This window comes from Natrinema thermotolerans (assembly GCF_031165565.1).
Taxonomy (GTDB): domain Archaea; phylum Halobacteriota; class Halobacteria; order Halobacteriales; family Natrialbaceae; genus Natrinema; species Natrinema thermotolerans.
Genome location: NZ_CP101873.1, coordinates 3,368,878 through 3,384,023, shown reverse-complemented (window position 1 = coordinate 3,384,023; position 15,146 = coordinate 3,368,878). Strand labels below are relative to the sequence as shown.

The following is a 15,146-nucleotide window of genomic DNA, read 5'->3' as shown; positions in this document are numbered from 1 at the left end:
CGTGTCGGACTCTTCGATCCGGCCGCTACTACCGCGACGTCCAGTCCGTGTGTAACGGTTCCGTCTATCAGTCGGGCTTCCGAAAGGTAATCGCTTAAGGGACGTCTCACCCTATCCTCGGCGTACCGAATGTCTCCCGACCTGGCGGTCGTCGTCGCCGCGGTCGCGTTGCCGTTCGTCGCGGCAGCACTGACGCCGCTCGTCTTCCGTCTCTTCGGCGAAACGACCGGGTTCGTCGGAACCGTCGTCTCGCTGGCGTCGTTCGGCCTGCTCGCCACACAGTACGGCACCGAAGGCAGCGTCTCCCTCGAGTGGATCTCGTCGCTGAATATCGCACTCCAGTTCTACGTGGACGGCTGGGCACTGCTGTTCGCGATGCTTGCCACCGGTATCGGCGCGCTCGTGTTCACGTACTCCCCCGCATACATGCACGGTCAGGCCGGTCTCCCGAGGTACTACGCCGCCCTGCTTGCGTTTATGGGCTCGATCGTCGGCGTCGCGCTGGCCGCCGACCTGGTCGCGATCTTCCTCTTCTGGGAACTCACGAGTCTCTGTTCGTTCGTCCTGATCGGCTACTACACCGCCGACGACTCCTCGCAGTACGCCGCCCGAATGGCCATGTTCATTACCGTCGGTGGCGGCCTGTTCCTGCTCGTCGGCCTCCTCTTGCTCTCGATCGTCGCCGGCGACGTCCTCGGCCCGGGGGCCGCGTTCGACCTGGCCACGATGCTCGAAAACCCCGAGACCATGAGCAATGCCTTGCGAGAGCGGGGCCTGTTCCTCCCAGTTCTCGGCCTGCTGGCGATCGGTGCGGGCACCAAGTCCGCACAGGTGCCGGTCCACTTCTGGCTGCCCAACGCGATGGCGGCTCCGACGCCGGTCTCCGCCTTCCTCCACTCGGCGACGATGGTCAAGGTCGGCGTCTACTTCATCGGTCGCGTCCGACCCATGCTCGTCGGCGAGGAGTGGCTCTTCCTCTTTGCGACGCTCGGGCTGACGACGATGACCGTCTGTGCGATCATGGCCGTCGCCGCGACCGACATCAAGGAACTGCTTGCCTACTCGACTGCGAGTCACCTCGGACTGATGGTCGCCGGCTTCGGCTTTACCTCCGTCTACGGCGCTGAGACCGGTGTGTTCCACCTCCTCAACCACGCACTGTTCAAGGCCGCGCTCTTTCTCGTCGCCGGTATCATCGCCCACGAAGCGGGGACCCGCGAGATCCGGGAGTTGGGTGGCCTCCGTCACGATCTCCCCGTCACGGCGGCGATCACCGGCGTCGTCGCGCTCAGCATGGCCGGTATTCCGCCCTTCAACGGCTTTTACTCCAAGGAACTGCTCTTCGAGGCCGCCGTCGAAGCGAGCCATCACCACGAGATCGGACTCCTGGGATGGCTCTACCCCGCCGTCGCCGTCTTCGGCAGTATCTTCACCGTCCTCTACTCGCTGAAGTTCCTCTCGCTGTTTTTCGGTGAGCGCCCCGAGGCGCTCGGCCACGTCCACCGGCCGAACGTGAGCCTGCTCGTCCCGCCGGCCGTCCTCGCGTTGCTGGCCGCGGCCGTCAGCGTCGACCCGCAGCGAGCGGTCGACCTCATCGTTCAGTCGGGACTCGAGGCGACGGCGGTCGACCCCCACGCGATGCACGTCGGCCTTCCGACCTCGTACTCGACGCCGGTCGGCATGAGCGCGGTCACGATCGGGGCCGGCGTCCTCGCGTATCCGGCCTACGGACGGATTCACGACGGGATCCGTGCGGGGCTGGCAGCGGTCCCGCCGATCCGCGCGAACTGGTGGTACGACCGCATCGTCGAGGGACTCACCGACGAGGGGCGGCTGTTCGCCGAGTGGGTCCACAACGGCCATCTCCGGACGTACGCGACGTGGACGCTGGCGGCGACCTGTGCGCTCGCGCTCACCGGGTTCGTGGCCGCCGGTGCCATCGTCCCGGCGACGATCGGACTCGAGGTCACGATCCCCATCGCCCTCGTATTGCTCGTGGCGGTGGTCGGTGCGGTCGCGGTCGCACGCGCCGACAGCCACATCGCCGGGATCCTCACCCTCTCGATCCTCGGCTTTATGATCGCGATCTTCTACATCCTCGCGAGCGCGCCCGATCTCGCGTTGACCCAACTGGTCGTCGAGACGCTCGTGCTGGTGATTTTCCTGCTGGTCGTCGAGGAGATCCCCGAACGCTACGAGATCGAGGTCGGGCGGGTCGCCCGCGATGCCGTCCTCTCGGTCGCCGTCGGCGTGACCGTGTTCGTGACGATCCTCGTCACGACCGACGCTCGGCCCGACGGGCCGACCGAGATCGCCCGCGCCTACGCCGAGCGGGCGGTTCCGGGCGGCGGCGGGACCAACATCGTCAACGTGACCCTCGTCGACTTCCGCGGCTTCGATACGCTCGGCGAACTCGCCGTGATCGCGCTCGCTTCGATCTCGATCCTGACGCTGATCGTCATGCGCGGTCGCGGCGACGCGAGTCCCGCCGGCGACGACGGATCGCCCGCCGACTCGAGCGGCGACGGACCGACCGCCGCCGACGCCAGCACCGACGGCGGCCCCAGCGGAGGTGAGGACGCGTGACGACGGTCATCATGCGGACGACCGCGCGGGCGATCGTCCCGATCGTCCTCGTCGTCGCGATCTCGCTGTTCTTCGAGGGCCATAACCTGCCCGGCGGCGGGTTCATCGGCGGCGTCCTCACGGTGACGGCCTTCGGGATCGTCTACATGGCGTTCGGACTCGACTTCCTGGAGCGGGGCGTCCTCGGCCGCGAGGTCGATCCCGGCAAGGAACCCTCCCGGGACCGCGTCGTGTTGGCGTATCGCCGCCTGTTCGCCTACGGGTTCGCGATCGCGGTCCTCAGCGGACTCGTCCCGCTGGTCTTCGATCGGCCCTTCCTGACCCAGACGTTCGTCATGCTCGAGGGGGTGCCGATCTACGACCACCTCGAGGTCGCGAGCGCGATGGCCTTCGACTTCGGGGTCTACTGCGTGGTCGTCGGCGGACTGCTCACGATCCTCTCGGTGGTGGGAGCCGAATGACGGCGATCGTTCTGGCGGCCGCGGTCGGTGCGCTGTTTGCCCTCGGGACCTTCCTGCTCCTGCGGCGGGACCTGATCCGGGTCGTCTGGGGGCTGGCGATCATCAGTCAGGCCGCGAACGTCTACCTGCTGGCGATGGGCGGGATCGCGCCAGCGACAGCCGACTCGGTGCCAGTACTCGCCGGTCATGGGGACCACGTCCCGGAGACGGCCGATCCGCTGGTCCAGGCGCTGGTGTTGACCGCGATCGTCATCGGCTTCGGCATGACGGCCTTCGCGCTCGTGCTGTCGTATCGGGTCTACGAGGAACACGACACGTTGGACGTAACGGAACTGGGTGATCGGAAATGACGATGACGACGATGACCGCGACGCCGGTCGGAACCGAGTCACAGCTCGTGATCGCGCCGATGCTGATCGTACTGGTCGCGGCCGCCGCGACGCTGTTTCTCGGCCGCCACCCCCGGGCTCGAGCGGCCGTGAGTCTCGCAGCCGGCGCGGGCTACGGGCTCGCGGTGGCGGCGATCGACTGGTATATCGTCCTCGCGCCGTCGGCGCCGGGGATCGCGACCTACCAGGTCGGCGACTGGCCGGCCCCCTTCGGGATCACGCTGGTCGCGGACGGCCTCTCGGCGTTCATGCTGACGATGGTCGCCGTCCTCGGCATCGGATCGCTGGTCTACTCGACCAGACACCTCCCCGGCGGGGAGGGCCGTAGTTACTACTTCCCGCTCTTTCATTTCCTCGCGCTGGGCGTGACGGGAGCGTTCCTCACCGGCGACCTCTTCAACCTCTTCGTCTGGTTCGAGGTCATGCTGATGGCCAGCTACGTCTTCGTTGCCTACAGCGGCGGCCCCCAACACACCCGCGCCGCGTTCTGGTACGTCGCGCTCAATCTGCTTGCAAGCGCCGTCTTCCTGCTCGGCGTCGGCGGGATCTACGCGACGACCGGCACGCTCAACATGGCGGATCTCGCCCAACGGCTCGCCGAGCCGGCAGCCTACGGCCTCGAGCCCGTTCCCGTCGTCGGCCTGCTCGGCATGCTCCTGTCGGTGTTCGCGATCAAGGCCGGGCTGGTCCCCTTCCAGTTCTGGATCCCGACGGCCTACCGGGCCGCACCGCCCCAGATCACCGCCCTGCTCGCCGGCGCGACCAAGAAGGTCGGCATCTACGCGATCATCCGGCTTTCCTTTACCGTCTTCGCCGGTGCCGAGGTCGCCGTCGACCTCCCGCTGCCGGTCGTCGACGCCACGATCGCCGGCGACTCGCCGCTGCCGTTCGTCGGTGCGGCGCTGCTCGTCATGGGCGCCGGCAGCATCCTCGTGGGCGGCATCGGGGCCGTCGGCCGCGACACCATGGAGGGCGTGTTCGCCTACTCGAGCATCGGCCAGGTCGGGTTCATCGCCGTTCCGGTCGCGATCGCGGCGTCGACGGTCGACCCGACGCTTCGCGAGTTCGCGATTATCGCCGCGTTGGTGTTTGCCTTGAATCACACGCTGGCGAAGGGACTGCTCTTCCTCGCGGTCGGGACGGTTCGCTCGGCAACGGGGACGAGCCGGTTCGCCGATCTGGGCGGGCTGGCCGGCCGGTCGCCGCCGCTTGCCATCGCGGTCTTTATCGCCTCGCTCGCGCTCGTCGGCATTCCGCCGCTGTCGGGCTTTTTCGGTAAGTTCCTCGTCTTCGACGCCGCGGCGCGGGCGGGGGCCGGCCCCGTTCTCGTCCTCCTGCTCGTCGGCTCACTGTTGACGATCGCGTACGCGACTCGCATGTGGAACCGGAGCTTCTGGGGCGCTCGAACCGACGCCGTCGACGCGGCGACGATCGATCCCGTCGAAGTGGGCGTCCTCGTGGTCCTTGCGGCGACGATCGTCGTGGTCGGGGTCGGCTTCGATCCCGTCTACGAGTTCGCGGAAACGGCCGCGGAGGCCGCCCTCGACACGGATACCTACGTCGACGCGGTCGACCCGCAGAAAGCGAGCGACCTCGGCGGCTCGAGCGGGGGTGATCACTAATGCGGGTTCGCACCTGGCCGGTCGTCGGCGTCGTCTTCGCCGTCCTGTGGGTGTTCGTCGTCGGCCAGCCGCTGACGCCGATCTCGCTGCTTCGGGGCTTCCTCTCGGGACTGATCGTCGGATTGCCGATCGCGTACGTGTTCCGCCGGCTCTACGGTCGGCGACTCGATCTCGGCCGCGGGGTTCGTGCGCTCCCCTACGCCGGGCTCTATCTGGGGGCGTTCACGCGGGAACTCCTGTGGGCGAACGTCGACGTCGCCTACCGCGTCCTCTCGCCGGGCATGCCGATCGAGCCCGAGGTGATCCTGGTACCGCTGCGTGTCGAGTCCGACGTCGCGGTCACGGTCATCGCCAACAGTATCACGATCACGCCCGGCACGGTGTCCCTGGACTACGACGACGAGACCAACGCCCTGTACGTCCACGGCGTCAACGGCCGGAACCCCGAGGCCATCGCCGAACCGATCCGTACCTGGGAGGACTACGCGCTCGAGATATTCGCCGAGGACGCCTCGCCCGACGACGAGCCGCGGCCGATCGTCGTCTCCGGCGGGGAAAGAGACAGTACGGCGGACCGCCAACGGGGAGGTGTCGGCGATGACTGAAAGCGATCCCGCCGTCCTCGAGACGGCGATCCGGGCCGCGCTCGTGGTCGTCAGTGGCCTCTGTGTCGCCTGTGGCTACCGGGTGATCCGCGGGCCGACGAACCCGGATCGAGTGGTCGCGCTCGATGCCATCGCGACCAACGTCATCGCGATTGCCGTCCTCTTCGCGCTGCTGACCGGTCGGGGCCTCTTCATCACGGTGAGCCTCGTACTGGCGATCATCGGCTTCATCGCGACCGTTGCCGTCGCCAAGTTCGTCACCGACGGGGAGGTGATCGAATGATCCACACCGCCGTCGTCGTCGGCCTGATCGCCATCGGGGTCTTCTTCCTGACCGTCGGGACGATCGGGCTGCTTCGCCTGCCCAACGTCTACAACCGGATGCACGCCACGAGCAAGCCCACGACGCTTGGCACCGCCGCGATCTTCCTGGCCGGCTTCGTCGAGTTCGGCCCCGGCTCGGAGGGACTGACCGCCCTCATCGGCATCGGCTTCCTGTTCCTGACGGTGCCGACGGGCACCCACATGATCGCCCGGGCCGCAGAACAGATCGGCGTCCCGTTCCTCGGGAGCGTCACCTGGCCCGATCCCGACGCCGTCGAACGCCCCGACCGCGCCGAGCGAACGGACGAGGCCGAACCGACCGACGACTGAGCCGGACCGTTAGAACGGGTCCCCAGTACGATCGCAGGACGTCGCGGACGGACCGAAAGCGACTGTCAGCCGTCCGTCTCCCCCGTCACCGGTCGTACTCGAGGTCCCGTTCAGGAACCCCGTCGCCGGTCCGGTCGCGCTCTCGTGTCCACTCCCGGGCGTCCTCGAGCGACTCCGTATCCAGCAGACGCTCGAGTTTGCGCTCGAACTGCTCGTCGCTCAACTCACCCGCGGCGTAGCGCTCGCGCAGCGTCTCGAGGGCGTCACGCGAGTCCGTCGCGGTGTCGGTCGTCGACTCGGGTCGTTCGGTCTCCGCCGACGAACGGAACTCGTCGGCCCACTCCTCGATGTCATCCTCGTCGCCGAACAGGATCGCGACGACCGGGACGACGGCGATATAACCGACGAGCAACGCCGCGAGCCACCAGTCCTGCCCGGTGAACATCGCTCCCATCCAGATCGCCGTCACGAGCAACGAGACGATCCCGGTGGCGTTCTCACGGAGTCGGGTCCACGGATCGTCGTCGCCCGGTTCGCGGCCGATTCCTTCGGGTCCGCTCATGCGTGTGCATTCGGCGTGGAGGGGAAATACGTTGGTGGTCCGAGGGATCACCGAGCGTCGCGAGGCGGCACCGATCGACGGTCCGACGGCACCGCAACCCGATCGTTCACGTTGTGTCGGCACCTCTCACGAGTATGGCTATCGAGGCGTCGTTCACCATCGACCGGACCGAGTTCCCGTTGACCGCCGTCTTCGAGGCGTTCCCCGACGCGACCATCGAACTGGACCGAGTCGTCCCGACGGACAACGCCGTCGTTCCCTACTTCTGGATTTCCGCGGCCGGGATCGACGAGCTGACGGCCGATCTGAGCGAGGACGAGGGGATCGAGGCGTTCAAAGTAATCGACCGACTGGAGGCGCAACTGTTCGTCCGCATCGACTGGAACCTGGACTACGCGAGCGTCCTCACCGGACTCGTCGAGACCGACGTGACGCTCCTCTCGGGGTTCGGCGACAGCGAGAACTGGACGTTCGAAGTCAGAAGCGCCGACCAAGCGGCGGTCGCCGAGTTCCAGTCGTACTGCCGTGCGAACGAGATCCCGGTTCGGCTCGCGCAACTACACGCGCTCTCGCCGCTCGAGTCGGACGGCGAGTACGATCTCACCGAGGGCCAGCGGACCGCGCTGGTACTGGCCTACTCCCGGGGCTACTTCGACTCGCCGCGGAAGGCCACGCAGGCCGATCTCGCCGACGAACTCGACATCAGCCGGCAAGCGGTGTCCTCGCGGCTGCAACGCGGGCTGCGGCGACTCGTCGCGAGTTCGCTGATAACGGAGTGAGTCCGACCGACTTAAATGCATGTTGCTCGAGCAAAACCCACCGTCATCCCCGTCGATACCCTTTTACAGGTAATGAATACGCCAGCAGGCTCGATCGATGCCCTCGAGATCGTCGACTCGATGCACGCCGTGGAGTTCGATCCCGACGCGGGGCTGTTCCGGGCGACGTACGATCGGACCCGCGATCGGGCGAGTCTCGCCGTCGTCGCAGCGGTCGCGGTCGCGAGCAGCACTACTCCGGTCGATCTGGAGCCGCTCCACACCGCCGTCGAGACGGCCGCGCTCGATTCCCTCTTTCCGGGGTCGGTCGACGACGCGGAGCCGGCTCGGATTTCGTTCCCCTACGAGGGGTTCGAGGTGACGGTGTCCGGCGCTGGCGCGATCGAGATCGATCCTCAAGGGAAGCAGCCGGCGGCGAACGCCCCGGACGGGACCACGGGTGTCTCGAGTGGGACCCGATAGCCGAACGGCAGAACGCGGTACGGACCTCGCGACCGCGTTGCGAGCCCAGCGGGACCGAGTGCTGGCCGCGCTCGCGGACGACGGCTCGCTCGAGGCCACGCCGATTCTCCGCCCCGACGAACGCCTCGACTGCGACGCCTACGTCACGCTCGTCTACGAGTACCACCACGTCGTGCTCCCCGAACTGGCGGCCGACGGTCTCGTCCGCTTCGACCGAGAGGCGGACGCGGTGACGCGCGGGGAGCGGTTCGACGCGGCGTCCGCGCGAGCCGACTGCACGTGCGAGTCGTCGGACGGAACGCGTTAGTGATCGCGGTCCCGGTTCGAGTTCCGACCACCACAGCGCCGCCGCTCGCGGATCGAGCGGACGACGGAGGAAGAACGGGGCTTACGCGAGCGTCTCGCCGAGCGCCTCGAGCGCGGCCTCACGAACCGCATCGCGTTCGCCGGGCAGGAACTCGACGTGGCCGTCCTGACCGCCGACGACGGAGACCCCGCCGTTGGGAACTGCCTCGGCGATGGCATCGCCGAGTTCGCGAACGTCGACCGATTCGGTCGCGCGGACGTGGAGTTCGTCGTCGCCGACGCCGAGCGTGACGACCGGCGGGTCGGCACGGTCGCGTTCGCTGCGGTGGAGCGCGTCCAGCAGCAGGATCGTGGTCGGGAAGTTGTACCGATGCGTGAAGGCGTCGGTGTCGAGGACGGAGACGGTGACCCCGTCGATGCCCCGCACGGAGAGGTTCTCGCGGGCCGTCTCGAGTTCGGTCTCGAGTTTGTCGCGGAACTGTTCGGAGACGTGGGCGGCGAGGTCGCCGTCGCGGGGGCGCTCGGTGTCCCCGTCGCCGAACAGCAGGTCGATGATGAGTTCGCGCTTGTCCTTGTAGGACTGGTAGTAGGCCTGCAAGGCGACGGCCTCGCGGCGCTCGGAGATGCCGGTTTCGTCGTAGCCGGCCTCGCGGGCGAGTTCGAGGTAGGCCTCGGGGGCGTCCTCCCAGTAGCTGACCGCGGGGAGGTGTTCGAGATCGGCTCGGACGTCGTCGTTGACGTGGGCGGCGACGTTGGCCGCCAGTGCCGTCGAGGTCACGTCCGAGACGTCGACGCCGGCAAGCGAGGGCGCGACGGCGAGGTCGACGGCGTCGGTGACCTCTTGGTCGGCTCGGCTGTCGTCGATCACGAGCGAGTCGGCGTCGTACAGCGAGAGCAGGTCGTAGCCGTCGACGGATTCGACGGTCGAGCCGGCGTCGACCAGTACGACTAAGGGCAGCTGCTCGCCGTGGCGGTCGCGGGCCTCGAGCATCGAGGTGACATCGCCCGTGGCGGCGTCCATGTCGTAGACGCGGCCGTCGAGCGGGCGGCGCTCGAAGTAGTGATACTGGGCGTCGTCGCGGGTGTGTTTCTCCCGGATCAGCGGGAGGACGGCGCGTTCGATCGCTGCACCGGCGACGTAGCCGTCGGCGGTCGCACCGTGGCGGACGACGATCGGCCGCGCCTCCATGACGGCACGTCGGATCGCGGTCGCCGCGTCGGCAACGCCGTCCTCGACGGCCGCGACGGCCTCGTGGTCGGCAAGCGGCGCGACGTCGGCCGGACGGGCCTCGCGTTCGATCGCGGTCTCGAGGCGGTCGACGACGCGCTCGCGGTCGTCGTCTTCGAGAACGTCGAGGGATTCGGTCTCGACCTGCAGATCGCCGTGGTGGTGTTCGACCTCGCCCTCGAGGGCGACGACGTCGTCGATCTCGACGTTGGGATACGCGCGAACGCCGGCCTCCTCGAAGGCCGCACACTCGACGCTGCCGGTTTCGTCCGTCAGTTCGAACACCGTCGGACCGCTCGTCTGTCGAACGCCGGTGATTTCGCCCTCGAGGCGGACGACGCTACCGACCTGGTTCTCGATGGCCTCGACGGTCGTCCGCTTGAGCGCGGGTTCGTCCTCGGCCTCGGGTTCGGCGTCGGCCGCGTCGTCGGTGGCCGGGGTCGAGGCGGCGGCGGACTCGGTCGCGACCGAGCCGCTGCTCGTGACAGCGCCGGCGGCCTCGGCGGCCGCGGGCTGCTCGTCGACCGTTTCGGCTTCGGTTTCGGTCTCCTCGGCGGCGGCTTGCAACTCGCCGGCCTTCGCGGCGCGGTCGTCGGTCGTCGTCGCTTCTGTCTCCTCGGCGACGTCGGAGTCGTCGGTCGACGACTCGGTCGCGCCGTCGTCGCCGTTCTCGGCGTCGGCATCGTCCTCGAGGTCGTCGGGCTGGAACTCGTCGTCCTCGGTTTCGATCAGCTTGCCGCGGAACTCGCGTTCGCGCTGGCGGATCGACCAGCCGAGGTCGACGTTGCCGTTGTCCCGAACGTCGAGGACCTGAACGAAGACGTCGTCGCCCGGTTCCCAGTCGAGACTCTCGAGTCGCTGGTCGAGTTCGCTTCTATGCAACAGTCCGGTGACGTGATCTCCGATGTCGACGAAGACACCGAAGTCGGCGTAGCCGTCGACGGTACCCCGGTAGTACCGACCGGGGGTGAGCTGTGAGGCGGCGGTGCCGCGGAATTCGAATACGGCGTCCTCCTCGTGGCTCTCGCAGATCTCGCCATCAACGGGTGTGCCGCAGATGATACAGTTACCCATCTACTCGGACCAAGCAGTTTCGCCCTAAAACGGTTGTCGGAATGCGTTCGCCAGCCGAACCCGGTCCGCGGGCCGGCGTCATACGGTCTGCTGTCCGTCATTGCCAGTGGGACCGCGACCGCCCTGTGGTCCCACCGGGAAATCGGGACAGCAAAGCGTCTCAGTCGAAGACCGGCGACTCCTCCTCGAGGGCCTCGACGTCGTCGACCAGCTTACGGACGTCCTCCGGGAACAGCGAGATCTGGATCTCGTTGTCGTCCTCGTCCTCGAAGACGAGCTTGACGCGCTTGTCGCCGAACTCCCGCGCTTCGGCCGACTCGACGTCGAACAGCTTGGCCGTCGCCGCCTTGTTGTTCGGTCCGACGTTCTTGATGGCACCGTCGTTCAACTCTACCATGAACTCCTCGAGCGTAAGCGCGAGCATAGTCGCCGTACGGACCGGAGCTAAAAAACGCCACGGCATCGCCGGTCGACCGGCAGTTGCCGAAAGCCAGTGATCCCCGCAACGACCCGTCAGGGCCGGCCACGGGGACCACCGCCGCATGCGTGGTGTGTCAGTTCGCCTGCGGCTTGCTGGCGTAGCAAGAGCTGAGGCATAAAGTATGGTGATCGTCCACTTCGGGGACGGCGGGCCGACGGTCCCCGATGGTGGGGTCAGGCACCCGTTGACCGCGACATCGCTGACGCCGTCAGCTCGAGGAGTCGTCCGCCTCGCCCACTTTTAAGTTACATTCGCCCGAATCGGGCGGATGCTATGGAACTTACCTGGCACGGCCACTCGACGTGGCACGTCACCGTGGGGGAGACGGAGCTGCTGATCGATCCGTTCTTCGACAACCCGAAGACGGATCTGGAGCCGGCGGACGTCGATACGCCGGATTACGTGCTGTTGACGCACGGCCACGCCGACCACATCGCTCACGCGGGCGAGTTCTCGGATGCGACGCTGGTCGCGACGCCGGAACTCGTCTCCTACTGCGAGGACGAGTTCGGCTTCGAGGACGCCGTCGGCGGGATGGGGATGAACCTCGGCGGCACCGTCGAGTGTGGCGACGCCTACGTCACCATGACCCGTGCTGACCACACCAACGGGATCATGACCGAGAACGATATGAGCGCCGGCATGCCCGCCGGCTTCGTCATTTCGGACACGAAGCCCACGCAGGTCGAAGACGGGGAGTCGACGACGATCTACAACGCCGGTGACACCAGCCTGATGAGCGAGATGAAAGACGTCATCGGCCCCTATCTCGAGCCCGACGCGGCGATCGTCCCGATCGGCGACCACTTCACGATGGGACCGATGCAGGCCGCCGTCGCCGTCGACTGGCTCGACGTCGACCACGCCTTCCCGCAGCACTACGACACCTTCCCGCCGATCGAACAGGACCCCGACGACTTCGCCAGCGAAGTCACGGGCACCGGTAGCGACGCCGAGGTCCACACGATCGAGGCCGACGAGCCGTTCGAACTCGAGGGCTGAGCGGAGGGCCGCGACGAGCGAGTCGGTCGATGCGACCCGCGATCGCCTTTTCTTGGCCCGACCGAGCAATCAGTCGTCAGTACCGGTAGCGGACGGCTCGGTGCTTCCGATTCGGTAGCGCGTCTCGAGCGGATACCGATCGTCCCGGACGAGCAGCAAGTGGAGGGCAACGGCGACGCCGAACAGGCCGAAGTTCCACACTGGCGAGTCGTAGTAGATGACGTCGACGATCACCGGGTCGGAATAGACCGGCCAGAACGGCGAGAGCGGAGGCGCGATGTCCGGCGCGGAGAGGACATCGGCAAACAGATGGCTGATACCGCCGGTAAGCAGCCCCGCTGTCGCGAACACGAAGACCGCCTCGCTCCCGATGTCGGTGCTTCGGATCCAGCGGGTAGCGTTGAACCAGTCGGTGAGATAGCGGGCCGCGACCGCGCCGACGAGGACGCTACTCAGCGCCACGAACAGCACGGTATGGGTCACGCCGTGATGGCTGATCGGAAGAACGCCCTGCAAGACGAGATCGGTGTCCGGGAGCATGGCCGTCACCAGCGTGAAGCCGGCGAACGAAAGCGCCGCTCGGCGACCCCAGACGAGCCACGCTGGGGCAGCGAACAACAGCGCCATCGCGAGGTGACCGGTGACATCGACCATCGAATCACCCGCTAGCGGAGCCGCCGTATTGCTCGAAGGGCCAGCGACGCGCCCGTTCCGATGCCCGGGAGCCGTGCGGAGAGCGCGGCGGCGCCGAGAAGCAGGAGTCCGCTCTTCGGCCGCCCCCGTCGAAACTCCAGCGCGCTGTCGATCAGCGTCGAGAGGACGCTGAGCCTGTTGATCGACCGTCTGTCGAGAGACACCATCGTTCGTCCGCGGACGTTGGCCCGCGACCGGCAAGTCGAACCACGCTGCAGGTGCAGGCCAGACGCCGCGATTCCGACTCACGGAGCCAACGACCAAACGTTTACACCATCGCTCGTAGACGACTCGAGTGCTATGGCGAAGCAGGTCACCACCGTTTCCGACGAGGGGTACAGCGCGACCAACGAGATCCGCGACTTCGAGACGACCATCGACGCCAACGGCGAGGACGCCCCGGGAACGCTCGAGACGCTGCTTGCGGCCTACGGCTCCTGTTACGTACCGGCGTTGCGGGTCGGCGGCCAACAGCGCGGGGCCGACGATCTCGGCCGGATCGAGATCGACATCGACGGCGAACTCAACGACGACGACAAACTCGAGTCGATCAGCTTCGATATCCGCGTCGCGGCCGACGTCGACGACGACACCGGCGAGGAGATCCTCGAGCGGGCCTTCGAACTCTGCAAGGTCCACGACGCGCTCAAAGACGGGCTGCACGCGGAGACGAGCTTCGAGGGCGACGCGTTCTGAGGACAGTCCGGCTCCACGGCCGCCACTCCCGTTTTGCCTCCGTAGGCGCTTGCCCGTTCCGGTCAGCCGTCCAAGCAGTTCCGTGATCGGAGGGGTCCGAACGCACATTGTCCCCGCGGCCGTCCGTCACGATACGAATGGGTCGAACCAGCACGGTCGTCGTGGTCGCGGGACTGCTCGTCCTCGCCGGTTGTGGCGGATTCGGTGGCGTGGACGGCGACGGGACCGCCACGGCCGGTACCGGCGGCGACCTCGAGATCCACCACATCGACGTCGGGCAGGCCGATTCGACGCTCGTGATCACGCCGTCGAACGAGACGATCCTGATCGACACCGGTGACTACCGCGACGACGGTGCGACAGTCGTCGACTACCTCGAAGCCCACGACATCGACCGGATCGACCACCTGGTCACGACCCACGGCCACGCCGACCACATCGGCGGCCACCCCGCCGTCATCGAGTACCTCGAGACGAACGGCGAGGGCGTCGGCGCGGTCTACGACTCCGGCGTCCCGCACACGACCGCCACCTACGACGCGTATCTCGACGCGATCGAGGCCTACAACGTGACGCTGTACGAGGTCGCGGCGGGCGATACCCTCCCGCTCGAGAGCGACGGCCTCGAGGCGACCGTCCTGAACCCGCCCGAAGACGGGACCGGTGACGACATCGACGCCAACAGCGTCGTCCTCGCGCTCGAGTACGGTGATTTTTCCTACCTGACAACCGGTGACATCGACGAGCGGGCCGAACGCCGACTGGTCGAAACACGCGGCGACGACCTCGCCGCCGACGCCTATCAGGCGGGCCACCACGGCTCCTCGACCGCTTCGACCGATCCGTTCCTCGACGCGGTCGCCCCCGAGGTGGCCGTCGTCTCGAGTCCGCTCGACTCGCGGTACGGCCACCCCCACGACGAGGTGCTGGCGGCCTTTGCCGACCGTGGCGTCGAGACCTACTGGACCGGCGTCCACGGGACCGTCGTTCTCGCGACCGACGGCAGTGAGATCGACGTTGCGACCGAACGCGAGGGGCCGACCGATCCCGAAGCGCTGCTCGAGCGGAAAGCCGATGCGCAGTCGTCGCTCGCGACAGAACCGAACGGGGGCGAGCGCCCGCGCGCCGACGAGGTCCGGCCCTCGTTTGATAGCACTCCCGCCCGTACGCTCCCCCGATGAGCGAACCCTACACCGGGGTCCTCGACCGCATCGTCGACGGGGAGCAAGCGGTGCTGTTGCTCGAGGACGATGGTGACGACGGGGCGGCCGAGAACGTGCCTGGCGAGGAACCCAGGGACAGAACGGAGGCCGGACGGCCGACAGTCGTCGACGAACTCGTCGTCGGCGTCGACACTCTGCCGGCCGAGGGCCGCCACGAGGGGGCCGTCTTCGACGTTCGAGTCGAGACGGACGGAACGCTGCTCGAGGCGACCTACCGAGCGGACGCGGAAGGGGCGCGTCGGGAGTCCGCCCGGGAGCGGTTCGACCGACTCTCCGAGCGGTTGCCCGACGAGTAGCGCCAGCGGACGGGTGAGTGGAGGGGA

19 protein-coding genes are annotated in these 15,146 nt (G+C 67.5%); 14 read left to right on the top strand and 5 right to left on the bottom strand.

Features of this window, described 5'->3' with window-relative positions; genetic code table 11:
• Positions 1–129: 129 nt before the first annotated feature.
• From mbhE to mnhG, 7 genes are read left to right on the top strand one after another with little or no spacing between them, the layout of a single operon-like run.
• Positions 130–2,586, top strand: a complete 2,457-nt coding sequence (gene mbhE / locus NP511_RS17325) for a hydrogen gas-evolving membrane-bound hydrogenase subunit E (RefSeq protein ID WP_049966452.1) — start codon at positions 130–132, stop codon at positions 2,584–2,586.
• On the top strand, positions 2,583–3,047 hold the full coding sequence (locus tag NP511_RS17320; protein WP_006650487.1) for an MnhB domain-containing protein: 465 nt from the start codon (positions 2,583–2,585) through the stop codon (positions 3,045–3,047). The genes mbhE and NP511_RS17320 overlap by 4 nt, the downstream gene beginning before the upstream one ends.
• On the top strand, positions 3,044–3,397 hold the full coding sequence (locus NP511_RS17315; RefSeq protein WP_006650486.1) for a sodium:proton antiporter: 354 nt from the start codon (positions 3,044–3,046) through the stop codon (positions 3,395–3,397). Before NP511_RS17320 ends, NP511_RS17315 begins: the two co-directional genes overlap by 4 nt.
• 11 nt (positions 3,398–3,408) lie before the next feature.
• Positions 3,409–5,058 carry a complex I subunit 5 family protein gene (locus NP511_RS17310; RefSeq protein WP_172704588.1) on the top strand — a complete coding sequence of 550 codons (1,650 nt, stop codon included), beginning with the start codon at positions 3,409–3,411 and terminating at the stop codon, positions 5,056–5,058.
• The gene (locus tag NP511_RS17305) at positions 5,058–5,663 is read left to right on the top strand and encodes a Na+/H+ antiporter subunit E (RefSeq protein WP_049966451.1); all 606 of its coding nucleotides are present in this window, start codon (positions 5,058–5,060) and stop codon (positions 5,661–5,663) included. Before NP511_RS17310 ends, NP511_RS17305 begins: the two co-directional genes overlap by 1 nt.
• Complete coding sequence (locus NP511_RS17300) at positions 5,656–5,946, top strand: MrpF/PhaF family protein (protein WP_006179456.1); 291 nt, start codon at positions 5,656–5,658, stop codon at positions 5,944–5,946. Before NP511_RS17305 ends, NP511_RS17300 begins: the two co-directional genes overlap by 8 nt.
• Positions 5,943–6,317: a monovalent cation/H(+) antiporter subunit G gene (gene mnhG, locus NP511_RS17295; RefSeq protein WP_049966450.1), complete on the top strand. Its 375-nt coding sequence runs from the start codon at positions 5,943–5,945 to the stop codon at positions 6,315–6,317. The genes NP511_RS17300 and mnhG overlap by 4 nt, the downstream gene beginning before the upstream one ends.
• A gap of 85 nt (positions 6,318–6,402) precedes the next feature.
• Here the strand turns inward: mnhG and NP511_RS17290 are convergent, their stop codons facing one another.
• Positions 6,403–6,879, bottom strand: a complete 477-nt coding sequence (locus tag NP511_RS17290; protein WP_049966449.1) for an SHOCT domain-containing protein — start codon at positions 6,877–6,879, stop codon at positions 6,403–6,405.
• A gap of 134 nt (positions 6,880–7,013) precedes the next feature.
• Here NP511_RS17290 and NP511_RS17285 point away from each other — a divergent pair, with 134 nt between their 5' ends.
• From NP511_RS17285 to NP511_RS17275, 3 genes are all read left to right on the top strand, one after another.
• Positions 7,014–7,658: a helix-turn-helix domain-containing protein gene (locus NP511_RS17285; RefSeq protein WP_049966448.1), complete on the top strand. Its 645-nt coding sequence runs from the start codon at positions 7,014–7,016 to the stop codon at positions 7,656–7,658.
• A gap of 72 nt (positions 7,659–7,730) precedes the next feature.
• A complete protein-coding gene (locus NP511_RS17280; RefSeq protein ID WP_233274361.1) occupies positions 7,731–8,120 on the top strand; it encodes a HalOD1 output domain-containing protein in 390 nt (129 codons plus the stop codon).
• On the top strand, positions 8,107–8,427 hold the full coding sequence (locus NP511_RS17275; RefSeq protein ID WP_233274360.1) for a hypothetical protein: 321 nt from the start codon (positions 8,107–8,109) through the stop codon (positions 8,425–8,427). The genes NP511_RS17280 and NP511_RS17275 overlap by 14 nt, the downstream gene beginning before the upstream one ends.
• An 81-nt stretch (positions 8,428–8,508) precedes the next feature.
• On the opposite strand, the gene NP511_RS17270 is transcribed toward NP511_RS17275, so the two are convergent.
• Together NP511_RS17270 and NP511_RS17265 are read right to left on the bottom strand one after the other, a co-directional pair.
• Positions 8,509–10,728: a DHH family phosphoesterase gene (locus tag NP511_RS17270; protein WP_049966447.1), complete on the bottom strand. Its 2,220-nt coding sequence runs from the start codon at positions 10,726–10,728 to the stop codon at positions 8,509–8,511.
• Positions 10,729–10,888: 160 nt separating this feature from the next.
• Positions 10,889–11,152 carry a hypothetical protein gene (locus tag NP511_RS17265; protein WP_049966446.1) on the bottom strand — a complete coding sequence of 88 codons (264 nt, stop codon included), beginning with the start codon at positions 11,150–11,152 and terminating at the stop codon, positions 10,889–10,891.
• A 330-nt stretch (positions 11,153–11,482) separates the two neighbouring features.
• Between NP511_RS17265 and NP511_RS17260 the strand changes: the two genes are divergently transcribed.
• Positions 11,483–12,211: a metal-dependent hydrolase gene (locus NP511_RS17260; RefSeq protein WP_049966445.1), complete on the top strand. Its 729-nt coding sequence runs from the start codon at positions 11,483–11,485 to the stop codon at positions 12,209–12,211.
• 69 nt (positions 12,212–12,280) lie between these two features.
• On the opposite strand, the gene NP511_RS17255 is transcribed toward NP511_RS17260, so the two are convergent.
• Positions 12,281–12,865 carry a metal-dependent hydrolase gene (locus NP511_RS17255; protein ID WP_006650480.1) on the bottom strand — a complete coding sequence of 195 codons (585 nt, stop codon included), beginning with the start codon at positions 12,863–12,865 and terminating at the stop codon, positions 12,281–12,283.
• Positions 12,866–12,876: 11 nt separating this feature from the next.
• Entirely contained in the window at positions 12,877–13,071 is a 195-nt protein-coding gene (locus NP511_RS17250) for a hypothetical protein (RefSeq protein WP_006650479.1), read from the bottom strand.
• A 133-nt stretch (positions 13,072–13,204) separates the two neighbouring features.
• On the opposite strand from NP511_RS17250, the gene NP511_RS17245 reads away from it, so the two are divergent.
• From NP511_RS17245 to NP511_RS17235, 3 genes are all read left to right on the top strand, one after another.
• The gene (locus NP511_RS17245; RefSeq protein WP_006650478.1) at positions 13,205–13,600 is read left to right on the top strand and encodes an OsmC family protein; all 396 of its coding nucleotides are present in this window, start codon (positions 13,205–13,207) and stop codon (positions 13,598–13,600) included.
• A gap of 137 nt (positions 13,601–13,737) precedes the next feature.
• Entirely contained in the window at positions 13,738–14,781 is a 1,044-nt protein-coding gene (locus tag NP511_RS17240; RefSeq protein WP_049966444.1) for a ComEC/Rec2 family competence protein, read from the top strand.
• Positions 14,778–15,119 (top strand): DUF3006 family protein, encoded by a 342-nt coding sequence (locus NP511_RS17235; RefSeq protein ID WP_049966443.1) that lies wholly within the window; start codon positions 14,778–14,780, stop codon positions 15,117–15,119. Before NP511_RS17240 ends, NP511_RS17235 begins: the two co-directional genes overlap by 4 nt.
• Positions 15,120–15,146: the final 27 nt, after the last annotated feature.

What these genes read in the sequence shown, in the direction of transcription:
- NP511_RS17280 (WP_233274361.1), top strand. Translation starts at nt 7,731, where the DNA reads ATGAATACGCCAGCAGGCTCGATCGATGCCCTCGAGATCGTCGACTCG.
- NP511_RS17250 (WP_006650479.1), bottom strand. Translation starts at nt 13,071, where the DNA reads ATGGTGTCTCTCGACAGACGGTCGATCAACAGGCTCAGCGTCCTCTCG.
- NP511_RS17265 (WP_049966446.1), bottom strand. Translation starts at nt 11,152, where the DNA reads ATGCTCGCGCTTACGCTCGAGGAGTTCATGGTAGAGTTGAACGACGGT.
- mbhE (WP_049966452.1), top strand. Translation starts at nt 130, where the DNA reads ATGTCTCCCGACCTGGCGGTCGTCGTCGCCGCGGTCGCGTTGCCGTTC.
- NP511_RS17305 (WP_049966451.1), top strand. Translation starts at nt 5,058, where the DNA reads ATGCGGGTTCGCACCTGGCCGGTCGTCGGCGTCGTCTTCGCCGTCCTG.
- NP511_RS17255 (WP_006650480.1), bottom strand. Translation starts at nt 12,865, where the DNA reads ATGGTCGATGTCACCGGTCACCTCGCGATGGCGCTGTTGTTCGCTGCC.
- NP511_RS17245 (WP_006650478.1), top strand. Translation starts at nt 13,205, where the DNA reads ATGGCGAAGCAGGTCACCACCGTTTCCGACGAGGGGTACAGCGCGACC.
- NP511_RS17315 (WP_006650486.1), top strand. Translation starts at nt 3,044, where the DNA reads ATGACGGCGATCGTTCTGGCGGCCGCGGTCGGTGCGCTGTTTGCCCTC.
- NP511_RS17270 (WP_049966447.1), bottom strand. Translation starts at nt 10,728, where the DNA reads ATGGGTAACTGTATCATCTGCGGCACACCCGTTGATGGCGAGATCTGC.
- NP511_RS17285 (WP_049966448.1), top strand. Translation starts at nt 7,014, where the DNA reads ATGGCTATCGAGGCGTCGTTCACCATCGACCGGACCGAGTTCCCGTTG.
- NP511_RS17240 (WP_049966444.1), top strand. Translation starts at nt 13,738, where the DNA reads ATGGGTCGAACCAGCACGGTCGTCGTGGTCGCGGGACTGCTCGTCCTC.
- NP511_RS17260 (WP_049966445.1), top strand. Translation starts at nt 11,483, where the DNA reads ATGGAACTTACCTGGCACGGCCACTCGACGTGGCACGTCACCGTGGGG.
- NP511_RS17300 (WP_006179456.1), top strand. Translation starts at nt 5,656, where the DNA reads ATGACTGAAAGCGATCCCGCCGTCCTCGAGACGGCGATCCGGGCCGCG.
- NP511_RS17310 (WP_172704588.1), top strand. Translation starts at nt 3,409, where the DNA reads ATGACCGCGACGCCGGTCGGAACCGAGTCACAGCTCGTGATCGCGCCG.
- NP511_RS17235 (WP_049966443.1), top strand. Translation starts at nt 14,778, where the DNA reads ATGAGCGAACCCTACACCGGGGTCCTCGACCGCATCGTCGACGGGGAG.
- NP511_RS17290 (WP_049966449.1), bottom strand. Translation starts at nt 6,879, where the DNA reads ATGAGCGGACCCGAAGGAATCGGCCGCGAACCGGGCGACGACGATCCG.
- mnhG (WP_049966450.1), top strand. Translation starts at nt 5,943, where the DNA reads ATGATCCACACCGCCGTCGTCGTCGGCCTGATCGCCATCGGGGTCTTC.